This window comes from Delftia sp. Cs1-4, from assembly GCF_000214395.1.
In the GTDB taxonomy this organism is placed as follows: domain Bacteria; phylum Pseudomonadota; class Gammaproteobacteria; order Burkholderiales; family Burkholderiaceae_C; genus Comamonas; species Comamonas acidovorans.
The window spans coordinates 6,193,945-6,206,434 of the sequence record NC_015563.1 but is presented as its reverse complement, the minus strand read 5'-3'; the positions used below and the strand labels follow the sequence as shown (position 1 = coordinate 6,206,434).

Annotated in this window: 11 protein-coding genes; 7 read left to right on the top strand and 4 right to left on the bottom strand. The window is 68.6% G+C overall.

The window, feature by feature from the left end; all coding sequences use genetic code 11:
* Positions 1–52: 52 nt before the first annotated feature.
* The 6 genes from recG to ubiA all read left to right on the top strand — a co-directional run bounded on the left by recG (position 53) and on the right by ubiA (position 7,176).
* A complete protein-coding gene (gene recG / locus DELCS14_RS27245; RefSeq protein ID WP_013804465.1) occupies positions 53–2,287 on the top strand; it encodes an ATP-dependent DNA helicase RecG in 2,235 nt (744 codons plus the stop codon).
* Positions 2,288–2,622: 335 nt separating this feature from the next.
* Positions 2,623–3,396, top strand: a complete 774-nt coding sequence (locus DELCS14_RS27240) for an MHYT domain-containing protein (protein ID WP_013804464.1) — start codon at positions 2,623–2,625, stop codon at positions 3,394–3,396.
* A gap of 226 nt (positions 3,397–3,622) precedes the next feature.
* Positions 3,623–4,588, top strand: coding sequence for a LysR substrate-binding domain-containing protein (locus tag DELCS14_RS27235; RefSeq protein WP_013804463.1), 966 nt, complete (start codon positions 3,623–3,625; stop codon positions 4,586–4,588).
* Between the two features lie 120 nt (positions 4,589–4,708).
* Complete coding sequence (locus tag DELCS14_RS27230; protein ID WP_013804462.1) at positions 4,709–5,323, top strand: Dps family protein; 615 nt, start codon at positions 4,709–4,711, stop codon at positions 5,321–5,323.
* Positions 5,324–5,382: 59 nt separating this feature from the next.
* Positions 5,383–6,180 carry a phosphatase PAP2 family protein gene (locus DELCS14_RS27225; protein ID WP_013804461.1) on the top strand — a complete coding sequence of 266 codons (798 nt, stop codon included), beginning with the start codon at positions 5,383–5,385 and terminating at the stop codon, positions 6,178–6,180.
* A 126-nt stretch (positions 6,181–6,306) separates the two neighbouring features.
* Complete coding sequence (gene ubiA, locus DELCS14_RS27220) at positions 6,307–7,176, top strand: 4-hydroxybenzoate octaprenyltransferase (protein WP_043796495.1); 870 nt, start codon at positions 6,307–6,309, stop codon at positions 7,174–7,176.
* A 74-nt stretch (positions 7,177–7,250) separates the two neighbouring features.
* On the opposite strand, the gene proC is transcribed toward ubiA, so the two are convergent.
* The 4 genes from proC to DELCS14_RS27200 all read right to left on the bottom strand — a co-directional run bounded on the left by proC (position 7,251) and on the right by DELCS14_RS27200 (position 11,697).
* Positions 7,251–8,090 carry a pyrroline-5-carboxylate reductase gene (proC, locus tag DELCS14_RS27215; RefSeq protein ID WP_013804459.1) on the bottom strand — a complete coding sequence of 280 codons (840 nt, stop codon included), beginning with the start codon at positions 8,088–8,090 and terminating at the stop codon, positions 7,251–7,253.
* Between the two features lie 32 nt (positions 8,091–8,122).
* Positions 8,123–8,914 carry a VOC family protein gene (locus DELCS14_RS27210; protein WP_013804458.1) on the bottom strand — a complete coding sequence of 264 codons (792 nt, stop codon included), beginning with the start codon at positions 8,912–8,914 and terminating at the stop codon, positions 8,123–8,125.
* A gap of 40 nt (positions 8,915–8,954) precedes the next feature.
* Positions 8,955–9,935: a tripartite tricarboxylate transporter substrate binding protein gene (locus tag DELCS14_RS27205; protein WP_013804457.1), complete on the bottom strand. Its 981-nt coding sequence runs from the start codon at positions 9,933–9,935 to the stop codon at positions 8,955–8,957.
* Positions 9,936–9,999: 64 nt separating this feature from the next.
* A complete protein-coding gene (locus DELCS14_RS27200) occupies positions 10,000–11,697 on the bottom strand; it encodes a thiamine pyrophosphate-binding protein (protein ID WP_013804456.1) in 1,698 nt (565 codons plus the stop codon).
* Between the two features lie 96 nt (positions 11,698–11,793).
* On the opposite strand from DELCS14_RS27200, the gene DELCS14_RS27195 reads away from it, so the two are divergent.
* Positions 11,794–12,489: a GntR family transcriptional regulator gene (locus DELCS14_RS27195; protein WP_043796492.1), complete on the top strand. Its 696-nt coding sequence runs from the start codon at positions 11,794–11,796 to the stop codon at positions 12,487–12,489.
* Position 12,490: the final 1 nt, after the last annotated feature.

Sequence of the window (12,490 nt, the reverse complement as noted above, 5' to 3'; positions counted from 1 at the left end):
TATGCAGCATGCCCGCCCATGTCCATGCGCATGCTCTGAAACAGGATAGCCCATGCCCTTGAACGTCTCCTCTGCCTTCCCAGATCTGGGGCGCGACGCCCCCGGCGGCAAGGCCGCGCGTTCCGGCAAGGGAAAGGCCGCAGGCAAGGGCGGCAAGGCAGCGGAGAAAGCAGGAGACAAGCCCGCAGCGCCCGCCAAGCCCGCAGCCAGCGCCGCGCAGAAGGCGCTGCAGAAGATGGGCCTGGTGCGCGACATCGATCTGGCACTGCACCTGCCGCTGCGCTATGAGGACGAGACGCGCATCACCGCGCTGCGCAATGCCCGCGAGGGCGACACGGTGCAAATCGAGGCCACGGTGACCCACAGCGAGGTGCAACTGCGCCCGCGCCGCATGCTCAAGGTCACGGTGGACGATGGCACGGCCGAATGCGTGCTGACCTTCTTCAGCTTCTACCCCTCGCACCAGAAGACCCTGTCCGTGGGCGCGCGGCTGCGCATCCGCGGCGAGGTCAAGGGCGGCTTCTGGGGCCGGCAGATGCTGCACCCGGCGTTTCGCGCGGCGGGCGGCGACCTGCCCACGGCGCTCACGCCCGTCTATCCCACGGTGGCGGGCCTGCCCCAGGCCTACATCCGCCGCGCGGCGGTCACGGCCATGCTGCGCGCCGATCTCTCCGATACGCTGCCCCAGGGCGAGCATCCGCCCGTGGCGCAGTTCCATGGCAACGGCGGGCTGCCGCCGCTGTTCAGCCTGCGCGATGCGCTGCAGTTCCTGCACCACCCCACGCCCGATGTGGCCCTGGCCACGCTGGAAGACCATTCGCACCCGGCCTGGCAGCGCCTGAAGGCCGAGGAGCTGCTGGCCCAGCAACTGTCCCAATACGAGGCCAAGCGCGAACGCGCGCGGCTCAGGGCGCCCGTGCTGCGCGCCCAGCCCATGGACAGCGCCCAGGGCCTGGCGCGCCAGTTCCTGGACCAATTGCCCTTTGGCCTGACCGGCGCCCAGCAGCGCGTGGTGGCCGAGATCCTTGCCGACATGGAGCGCCGCATGCCCATGCACCGGCTGCTGCAGGGCGATGTGGGATCGGGCAAGACCGTGGTGGCGGCGCTGTCGGCCGTGGCCTGCATCGAGGCCGGCTGGCAGTGCGCGCTGATGGCGCCCACCGAAATCCTGGCCGAGCAGCATTTCGGCAAGCTGGTCGGCTGGCTGGAGCCGCTGCTGGCCCCGCTGGGCAAGCGCGTGGCCTGGCTGGCCGGCGCACAGAAGAAGAAGGAACGCACCGCCATGCTGGAGCTGGTCCACAGCGGCGAGGCGGCCCTGGTCGTGGGCACGCACGCCGTCATCCAGGACCAGGTGCAGTTCAAGAACCTGGCGCTGGCCGTCATCGACGAGCAGCACCGCTTCGGCGTGGCCCAGCGGCTGGCGCTGCGCCAGAAGCTCGCGGCCTCGGGCATGGAGCCCCATCTGCTGATGATGAGCGCCACGCCCATCCCGCGCACCCTGGCCATGAGCTACTACGCCGACCTGGATGTGTCCACCATCGACGAGCTGCCGCCGGGCCGCACGCCCATCGTCACCAAACTCATTGCCGACAGCCGCAAGGACGAGGTCATCGAGCGCATAGGTGCCCAGGTCGCGGAAGGGCGACAGGTCTACTGGGTCTGCCCGCTGATCGAGGAAAGCGAGGCGCTGGACCTGTCCAACGCCACGGCCACCCATGCCTATCTGAGCGAGATGCTGCCCGACGTCATGGTCGGCCTGCTGCACTCGCGCATGCCCACGGCCGAGAAGAAGGCCGTGATGGAGCTGTTCTCCGCCGGGGTCATGGGCGTGCTGGTCTCCACCACGGTGATCGAAGTGGGCGTGGACGTGCCCAACGCCTCGCTCATGGTCATCGAGCATGCGGAGCGCTTCGGCCTGTCGCAGCTGCACCAGCTGCGCGGGCGCGTGGGGCGGGGTGCGGCGGCCTCGGCCTGCGTGCTGCTGTATTCGGTGGGAGACAGTGGGCGCCTGGGCGAGACGGCCAAGGACCGGCTGCGTGCCATGGCCGAGACCAATGACGGCTTCGAGATCGCGCGGCGCGACCTGGAGATCCGCGGCCCCGGGGAATTCCTGGGCGCGCGCCAGTCGGGTGCGCCCATGCTGCGCTTCGCCGACCTGGAGCAGGACCTGATGCTGCTCGACTGGGCCCGCGAGCTGGCGCCGCGCATGCTGGAGCAGCACCCGCAACTGGCCCAGCGCCATGTGGGCCGCTGGCTGGGCGGCAAGGCCGAATTCCTCAAGGCCTGATCGGTTCGTTCCATTTTTGCTGGGTGGCTGTGTTACGTATTTTTACGTGTCCAGGCGCTGCCTGGCAACGTCATCTTCCCCAGGCCCGCAGCCCGCGCCAGACATGGTTTCCACACGCGTTGTAGCCATCGAAATGGAGCGCTTCATGCCGTCCTGGCGGTGACAGCACCGTCCCGTTACGGCATTGAATATTTGTGACCTTTTGGTACATTGAGTCACAAAAAACAGGGTAGCTCCATCCGGGAGGGGATGGCCTGCCAAGCCTCCCCCACGGGGAGGACGGCCGCGATCACTCTTGTGTTGTCCCATTTTTCTGCGAATGAGGAGCTGCCAACATGAATGAAGCCGTTCAAGCGAATGAGATCGTCGAGACCTCCTGGCGCATGGGCCTGGTGGTCCTGTCCTATGGCATTGCCGTATTGGGCTCCTTCGTGGCCCTGACTGCGGCGCAGCGCATCCGGGGACGCGAGGGCATCAGCTGGCTGAACCTGCTGGCGGCAGGCACGGCGCTGGGCGGCATCGGCGTGTGGTCCATGCATTTCACGGGCATGCTGGCGCTGAACCTGGGAATGGGTTCGGGCTACTCCATGGTCGAAACCCTGCTGTCCCTGTGCGCCGCCGTTGCCGCCACCTCGGTGGCGCTGGCCTTTGTCGCGCGGCGGCCCGAAAGCGGGGCGCGCGTGCTGGGCGCGGGCACCCTGCTGGGCCTGGGCGTGGCCTTCATGCATTACCTGGGCATGTATGGCATGCGCTTTCCGGGCTTCATCGTCTGGTCCGTTCCCACCGTGCTGCTGTCCGTGGGCATCGCCGTGGCCGCGGCCAGCGCCGCGCTGTGGCTGTCGTTTCGCACCAGCTCGCCGGGCATGCGTGCGCTGGCCGCCGCCGTCATGGGCGCGGCGGTCTGTTCCATGCACTACACCGGCATGGCCGCAGCGGACTTCGTATGCATTTCAGAGACACAGCGTTATGCTAGGCCGCAAGGCTTTGCCGTGATCAGCGCCCTGGACCTTCCGGTCTTTACCGTGATCGTGGCCATAGGCCTGGCTGCATTGATAGGCATGGACCAGCTCATGCAGCAACGCGACCGGATGCGCCGGCCGTTGCACTAGGTGGATAAATACAAAAAGCCGGCGGGTCGGGGAGCGCGCAGTGGTCATGCGCGGACGAGGACTGGCACAATCGAATTAGGACAAATCCTAGAACCTGTGCAGGAACTTTTGAGGGGAGCACCCCGGCAAGCCGGCCGCAAGGCCTGATTGCACAAAGGTTCCGGCACAGGTTCTTGGTGTAAGACCATCGTATTTTCCGAGGCTCCCTCCCAGACACAGCTCGCCAATGACACTTACCGAACTCAAATACATCGTGGCCGTGGCACGTGAAAAGCATTTTGGCCGCGCCGCCGAAGCCTGTTATGTGTCCCAGCCCACGTTGTCCGTGGCGATCAAGAAGCTGGAGGAGGAGCTCGATGTCAAGCTCTTCGAGCGCAGTGCCGGCGAAGTGTCGGTCACGTCGCTGGGCGAGGAGATCATCCGTCAGGCGCAAAGCGTGCTGGAGCAGGCCGCCGAGATCAAGGAAATCGCCAAGCGCGGCAAGGACCCGCTGTCCGGCGTGCTCACCCTGGGTGTGATCTACACCATCGGCCCCTACCTGCTGCCCGACCTGGTGCGCAACTCCATCATGCGCACGCCGCAGATGCCGCTGATGCTGCAGGAGAACTACACCATCAAGCTGCTGGAGATGCTGCGCACCGGCGAGATCGACTGCGCCATCGTCGCCGAGCCCTTCCCCGACACCGGCCTGGCGCTGGCTCCGCTGTACGACGAGCCCTTCATGGCCGCCGTTCCCAGCACCCATGCGCTGGCCCAGAAGGACCATGTCTCCACCAGCGATCTCAAGAACGAGACCATGCTGCTGCTGGGCTCGGGCCACTGCTTCCGCGACCATGTGCTCCAGGTCTGCCCCGAGTTCGCACGCTATGCCAGCAATGCCGAAGGCATTCGCCGCACCTTCGAAGGCTCGTCGCTGGAGACCATCAAGCACATGGTGGCCGCCGGCATGGGCGTGACCCTGGTGCCGCGCCTGTCCGTGCCCGCCGATGCGCTGGAGACCACGGCGCGCCGCCGCAAGACCGACGAGCCGCACATCCGCTACCTGCCTATCCTCGAGGACGACGGCTCGGCCCCGCCGACACGCCGCGTAGTCCTGGCCTGGCGCCGCAGCTTCACGCGCTACGAGGCCATCGCCGCCCTGCGCAACGCGGTCTACGCCTGCGCCTTGCCCGGCGTCAAACGCCTGTCCTGATGACCGCACCGGCGCGCGCTCCGGGCCTGTGGGGCCGCTGCGCTTGCGTTATCGTTGCAACTGGCTCCCGGGCGACCTGCCGGGAGCATCTTCCGTTTGTACGAAGCTGAAAGGGATCCCATGGCCAAAAATGCCAGCAAAGACAAGTCCGGTGCAAAGAAGCCAGAGGCCGTGCAGGCCGACAAGGCGGACAAGGCGGACAAGGCAGTGCAGCCTGCAAAGGCCGCACTGGCCGACGTGGCACCGGCGTCCGTGCGCTCCTCCGCCATCCATATCGGCATCAGCGACAAGGACCGCGCGGCCATCGCCAAGGGCCTGTCGGCCCTGCTGGCCGACACCTACACGCTGTATCTGACCACGCACAATTTCCACTGGAACGTCACCGGCCCGATGTTCAACACGCTGCACACCATGTTCATGGGGCAGTACACGGAGCTGTGGAACGCCGTCGACCCCATCGCCGAGCGCATCCGTGCGCTGGGCCATTTCGCGCCGGGCTCCTATGCCGACTTCGGCAAGCTCACCAGCCTGGCCGACGTGCCTCACGATCCGCCCAAGGCCCTGGAGATGGTGCGCATCCTGGTCGCCGGCCACGAGGCCGTGGCCCGCACGGCGCGTAGCCTGTTCCCCCTGGCCGACAAGGCCAGCGACGAACCCACGGCCGACCTGCTGACCCAGCGCCTGACCGTGCACGAGCAGACCGCCTGGATGCTGCGCGCCCTGCTCGAAGACTGATGCTGCGCAAACCCCAGTCTTCCCGCGTACCCACCCTGGCCCGGGAGTGATGCCACCGCATGCTCTGGACCTGGATTGACGCACACGCCGGCACGGGCGGCCTGTGCCTGGTACTGGCCGCCCTGGGCGGCCTTTTTTTCTATCTGCGCCTGCCTGCCACGGCCCGGCTGCGCTACGCAGGCCTGCCCATGCCGCGGGCCGCATGGCTGGGCCTGGCTGCCGCTGGCGTGCTGGCCTTGCTGGCACTGGCCGTGATGGTGCGCGACATGCTGGGCCTGGCCCAGCCCGCAGGCTGCGCCACCTGCACCGACTGGCCGGCGCTCGACGAGGCCCTGCACCTGTGGCTGGCCGGCCATGCCACCGATGCCTGGGTGCGCCCCGTGGTCGCCTTCACCCAACTGGGCAATGTGGCCTGGATGGTGTCGCTGTCGGCCGCCGTGCTGGCGCTGCTGCTGTGGCGGCGCGACTGGCTGCATGCGGCCGCCTGGGTGGTGGCCACGGCTGGCGTGGGCCTGTGGATACGCGCCATCAAGACCAGCGTGGGCCGTCCGCGCCCCGTGGGTGGCTGGGTGCCTGAGGGTGGCTTCAGTTTCCCCAGCGGCCACAGCGCGGGCACCTTCGTGCTTTATCTGATGCTGGCCTGGCTGCTGCTGCCGTACCTGCGCCCGGCCTGGCGCTGGCCCGTGGGCCTGGCGGCCCTGGCTGTCGCCCTGGGCGTGGGCGCCAGCCGCGTGGTGCTGCGCGTGCACTATGCCAGCGATGTGCTGGCCGGCTGGCTGCTGGGCCTGGCCTGGATGGCGCTGGTGATCTGTGCCGTGGAGTGGGCGCAAACCCGCGTTGCCGGCAGGCGCTGCTGAGGCGCGCCGCCGAGCCCACCCGCCCAGCGGCGACAATGCGGGCATTTTCGAATGTGATGCGTGCGATGGTCGGCCCACGGCCGCCATCGGCGCCCAGACGCCATGCCCACCACCTCCTCTACGCCCATGCCTGCGCCCCGGCGCAGCAAACTGTCGCTCTATCTGGACCTGGTCCGCTTCAACCGGCCGGCCGGCTGGCTGGTCCTGGTCTGGCCCACGCTGGCCGCACTGTGGGTGGCAGCGGGCGGGTTTCCGGGCTGGCATCTGCTGGTGGTCTTCGTGCTGGGAACGGTGCTGATGCGCAGCGCCGGCTGCTGCATCAACGACATCGCCGACCGCGATTTCGACCGCCACGTCAAGCGCACCACGCAGCGGCCCATCACCTCGGGGCAGGTCTCGGTCAAGGAGGCCGCCCTGCTGGGCGCAGCCCTGGCCCTGGTCTCGCTGGGCCTGGTGCTGACCACGCGCTGGGAGGCCGTGGCCTGGTCCGTGCCCGCCGTGCTGTTCACCATCCTCTACCCGTTCACCAAGCGCTTCTTCGCCATGCCCCAGGCCTTCCTGGGCATTGCCTTCAACTTCGGCATCCTCATCGCCTTCGCCGCCGTGCAGGGCCAGGTGCCGGCCACGGCCTGGATTCTGTGGCTCGCCAACATGTTCCTGGTGCTGGCCTATGACACCGAATACGCCATGGTGGACCGCGACGACGACCTCAGGATCGGCATGAAGACCTCGGCCATCACCCTGGGCCGCTTCGACGTGGTGGCCGTCATGGGCTTTTTCGTGCTCTGCGGCCTGCTCACCGTCTGGGCGCTGGCGCCCTATGGCCTGGCCTGGCCTTTCTGGCTGGGCCTGGCCGTGGCCGCGGCCCAGGTGATCTGGCACTTCACCCTGATCCGCCACCGCACGCGCGAGGGCTGCTTCGTCGCCTTCAGCAAGAGCCACTGGATCGGTGCCAGCCTGTTCGCGGGCGTGGCGCTGGGGTTTGCGCTGCGCTGAGGGCTCAGCGCTGAAAAAACAAGGGAGGCCGGTGCCTCCCTTTTGCATGGAGCCTGGGGCGCGTTGCGCCGGGCTCAGCGGCCGAACTCGGCGGCCAGCTCCTTGGCCCGTGTTTCCGCTGCCCGCATGGCGGCCACGAAATGCTCGGGCACCTGTTGCGCCTGCATGTGGGTGATGGCGGCGTGGGTGGTGCCGCCCTTGCTGGTCACACGCTGGCGCAGCACGTCGGCGCTTTCGGTGGAGCGGGCGGCCAGTTCCGATGCGCCCTGGAAGGTGGCCACGCCCAGGCGGTAGGACTGCTCGGCCGTGAGGCCCATGTCCACGCCGGCCTGTGTCATGGCTTCGAGGAACAGGAAGACATAGGCCGGGCCCGAGCCCGACAGGGCGGTCACGGCGTCCAGGTGCGCTTCCTGGTCGACCCAGACGAACTGGCCCGTGGTGGCAACGACCTGCTCGATGGCGCTCTTGCCTGCGGCATCGACCTGGGCGCGGGCGAACAGGCCCGTCATGCCCTTGCCCACCAGGGCCGGCGTATTGGGCATGGCGCGCACGATGCGGCCCGTGCCCAGCCACTGGGCGATGGAGTCCGTGGGAATGCCGGCGGCAACGCTCAGGTGCAGGGCCTGGGCGGTGTGCGGTGCCACGGCCTGGGCGGCTTCCTTGAAGGTCTGGGGCTTGACGGCCCAGACCACGATGCTGGCACCGTCCAGCGCGCTGGCGGCGGCCGCGGCATCGGCATGGGCCGTGATGCCGAAGTTCGTGCGCAGCGCGTCGCGCGCGGCCTCGAAGGGTTCGACGACGACGATGCGGTCTGCGGATTGGCCCTGGCCGATCAGTCCGCCGATGATGGCGCTGGCCATGTTGCCGCCACCGATGAAGGCGATGACAGGGGAGGCTGTGGAAACGGTGTTCATGCTGGTGGCGGTGGAGAAGGAAAACGAAGAGTTTAGAGCGTGTTCCCACCGTGCCAGCGCATGTCCACGCCATGGCTGGCGGCCAGGTTCAGGGGCTGTGCCGGGGCGTCGGGCCGCTGGCGCAGGGTGAGCGCGCAAGGACCCTCTCCGCGCGTGGCAAGGCGCTGGCGCAGTGCGTCGGAGGCCGCCAGTGCCTGCGCGCCTTTCAGCAGCAGATCGAACCCCTGCAATGCCAGCCGCGCGCCCTGGTCATCCAGCCTCTCCAACGGCAGGTCCGGGCCCAGCAGCGCCCGGTAGCGATCCAGGCTGGCGTCCAGGTCGTGCACGGCGACGGTCAGCGAGGCCACGCCCAGCGCGCCGTTGGGATGCTCGCGCACGCTGCCTTCGGGCACGCGCAGCGCGCGCGGCGTGACGTCGCCGCACAGGAAGGGCAAGTCGGGCGTGGCGTGGCGCGCCGTCTGCCACAGCAGTTGCGCGCCGTCGGGGCGCACGCGGCCTCCGTCCACGGGGCCGACCAGGGTATCCAGCCCCCGCCCGCGTGCCTCGGCCAGCGCCTGGGAGGTGCTTTGGGGCAGCAGGGCGAAGTCCACCAGCCCTTCGCCATGGTCGCGCAGCGTGCGGTACCAGCGCTCTTCGGGCGCCGGGGCGGTCCAGGCAATGATCTCCAGGTAGGCGCCGTCGGCAAACACGACCAGTGCGTTGTGCGAGGTGCGGCCCGGATGGCGGCCGCCGATGGCGACCTGGAAGCCCAGCGCGCGGTAGTCCGCCACGGCGGCCTCGAGGTCCTGCACGGCGATGACGATGTGGTCCAGCGGAAGTGCCATGAAAGCTCCTGTGTGGTGTAAGGGGGTGCCGTCCGGATTCTCAGTCTTCGAGCTGGACCTTGTTGTCGCGCACGAAGCGGCCCCAGCGCTCATATTCCTGGCGCACCCAGCGGTCGAGGGCGGGTCCGTCCGTGGCCATGACTTCAAAGCCCGACTGCATGAGCTTGCTGCGGATGTCGGGCGTGTTCAGCGTGGCCTGGAAGTCTTCGGTGAGCTTGTGCACCGTGGCTGCCGGCGTGGCGGAAGGCGCGAACACGCCGATCCACGAGTAGGCCTCGAAGCCCGGGAAGCCGGACTCGGCCACGGTGGGCACGTCGGGCAGCTCGGGCAGGCGCTTGAGGCCGGTCACCGCCAGCGGCTTGATCTTGCCCGCCGAAATCTGGCCGCGCAGCGCCGCATAGCTGAGCAGGGTGAGGTCGGACACATTGCCCAGCACGGCCTGCACGGCCGGGCCGCCGCCGCCGTAGGGCACGTGCAGCACGTAGGTGCCCGAGCGGCGCTTGATGTCTTCCATCACCAGGTGGTTCATGGACCCCAGGCCGGTCGATGCGTAGCTGTATTTGCCCGGGTTGCGGCGCGCCAGCTCCAGGAAGCCGGCCAGGTCCCTGGCGGGCACCGAGGCCGAGGCGCCGATCACCAGCGGAAAGCGCAGCGCCAGCGACACGCCCGTGAAGTCCTTGAAGGTGTCGTAGGGCAGCCGGGACTTGGCGATGGGATTGATGGCATGGGTGTCGAAGCTGAACAGCAGGGTGTTGCCGTCCGGGGCCGACTTGGCCACGTACTGGGTGGCGATCTGGCTGGCGGCGCCGGGGCGGTTCTCCACGATCACCGGGCGCCCGGCCACCTCACCCAGGCGCGGCTGCAGTATGCGGGCGGCGATGTCGGTGCTGCCCCCCGGCGGGAAGGTGATGACCAGCTTGAGCGGGGCGGCGCCCTGCGCGGATGCCGTGCCGGACGGCCCCAGCAGGGATGCGGCGGCCATGGCCAGCAGCAGCTGGCGGCGTGAGGGTGGATGGGGCATGGGAAGGCTCCTTTTCAAGCGCATTGGCGGGCAGGAAATCGGGAATCTGTGCGTGGGGCTGGCGTCAACCCATCCACTGGCTCACCGGCACGGCCGTGTCCTGGAGCTCTTGCGAGATCACATCCACCAGCGCCGGGCCGTCGTGCATCAGCGCGGCCTTGAGCGCGGCTTCGAGATCTGCCGGGTCATGCACCTGCCAGGCCTTGACGCCGAAGGCCTCGGCCACGCGGGCATGGTGGGTGCGGTTGAAGTCGACTGAAAAGTAGCGTTCATCGTAGCCGGACTTCTGGCTGGCCTTGATCCAGCCGAACACGCTGTTGGAGAACACGATCATCTTCAGCGGCACGTTGCGGCGCACGATGGTTTCCAGCTCGCCGCAGGTGAAGCCGAAGCTGCCGTCGCCCATGACCGCGACCACCACGAAATCGGGCTGGCCGATGGCTGCGCCAAAGCCGGCGGACATGGCAAAGCCCAGCGCCCCGTGCGCGCGGTTGGTGATGAAGTGCCGGCCGGCCTGGGGTGCGTCGAAATAGGCCGTGAAGTAGGGGCAGGGCGTGCCGGGGTCGGCCACCACGATGGCGCGCGCGGGCAGCAGGCGGTTGAGCGTGTCCACCACGCGCTCGGGCTTGATGGGGCGCTCCAGCGAGGCCGCCAGTGGCGCGAAGAAGGCCTGCTTGGCGGCGCGCGCGGTGGCCGCCAGCGCGGCGCCGTCCGCGGCATCAGCGGGGCGGCGGGCGATGCGCTGCTGCACGGCCGCGTGCAGCGCCTGCAGGCCCAGCAGGGCGTCGCCCACCAGGGCCACGTCGGTGCGGTAGTTGGTGCCTATGGTCATGGCGTCCACGTCCAGATGGACGATGGTCACCTTACGCGAGGGCATCTGCCAGTGCTCGGTGGTGGTGGAGCCGGCCCGGGCGCCGATGAACATCACCAGGTCCGCCTGCGCCACCACGGCGCGCGTGGCCTCGACGCCGCCATTGGTGCCCACCACGCCGGCATTGAGCGGATGGCTGCCCGCCAGGCTGCCCTGGCCGCTGACGCTGGAGCACACGGGCGCATTGAGCAGGGTGGCCAGCGCATCCAGTGCGGCGCTGGCGCCCGCGATCAGCACGCCGCCGCCGCAGATCAGCACGGGGCAGCGTGCCGCCACCAGGCGGTCGGCAGCCTCGGCCACGGCCGCCGGATCGGGGGCGGACCGGTAGGCCGGATAGTGGTCATGTCCTAGCTGGGCCCAGACATCGGCCGGATCCAGCGTGTGCTTTTGCACGTCATAGGGCAGGCAGATATGGGTGGCGCCGGGCCGGCCCGTGGTCATGGCGCGAAAGGCGCTGCGCACGGCGTGCGGAATCTGGTCCACGCGGTCGATGGTGGTATTCCACTTGGTCAGGGGCCTGTACAGCGCCTGCTGGTCCAGTTCGGTCAGCGGGAACTTGCCACGCGCACCCACGGAAACGTCCGAGGTGATGCCCAGCACGGGCACTGAGGACTCGTTGGCCTCGGCCAGGCCGGGCAGCAGGTAGGTGGCGCCGCCGCCGCTGGGGCCTTCGCACACGCCCACCTTGCCGGTGACGCGCGCATAGGCGTCGGCCATGTAGCCGGCGCTGCGCTCGTCCCGCGTGAGGATGTGGTCCATGCCGTGGTCCAGCCGCGCCATGGCGTCGTAGAAGGGCAGGCTGGTGTCGCCGCACAGGCCGAAGATGTGCTTGACGCCATTGAGCTGCAGCATGCGGACCATGGCGTCGGCGCCATTGAAAGCGGTGGTCATGTCGGGAGTCTCCAGGCAGGTTGGGTGACGGGATTTTTAAGAATTCATTTCAGTATACTTAAAAGAATGCACAGCGCCAAAGGGCACAATGGCGCCATGAAAATCTCCAACATCCGCCATGAACGGGGCTCCAGCGTCTACAGCACGCTGCGTGACATGGCCATCTCCTACGAATTCAAGCCGGGCGAGCGCCTGAGCGAGAGCGAACTGGCGCTGCGCCTGGGCGTGAGCCGCACGCCCGTGCGCGAGGCACTGACGCGGCTGGTGGCCGATGGCTTTTTGCTGCCGGCCAGCCGCGGCTACATGCGGCGCGAGCTGGACGTGAAGGAGTCGCTGGACCTGTACGAGGCCCGCGTGGCCGTGGAGCGCGAATGCGTGCGCTTGGCCGTGGAGCGCGCCACCGATGCCCAGCTCGACGAGGCCCTGGCCTACCTGGAGCAGAGCCAGCGCGTGGCCTCCGATACGCCGATCCGGCAACTGGTGGACCTGGACGAGGGATTCCACCTGCGCATTGCCGACATGGCCGGCAACGCCGAGCTGCGGCGCATGCTGGCGAGCCTGAACGAGCGCATCCGCTTCATCCGCTGGATCGACATGGAGAGCGTGGGCCGGGACTCCACCCAGCGCGAGCACCTCGAGATCCTGCGGGCCCTGCGCGCGCGCGACGCCCACGCCAGCGAACGCCTGATGGCCGAGCACATCGGCCTGCGGCGCGAGCAGATCGTGGAGGCCATTGCGCGCGGGCTGACGCGCATCTACCTGCCGAAGGAGCAGGTGCAGGCCACGCCCTGAA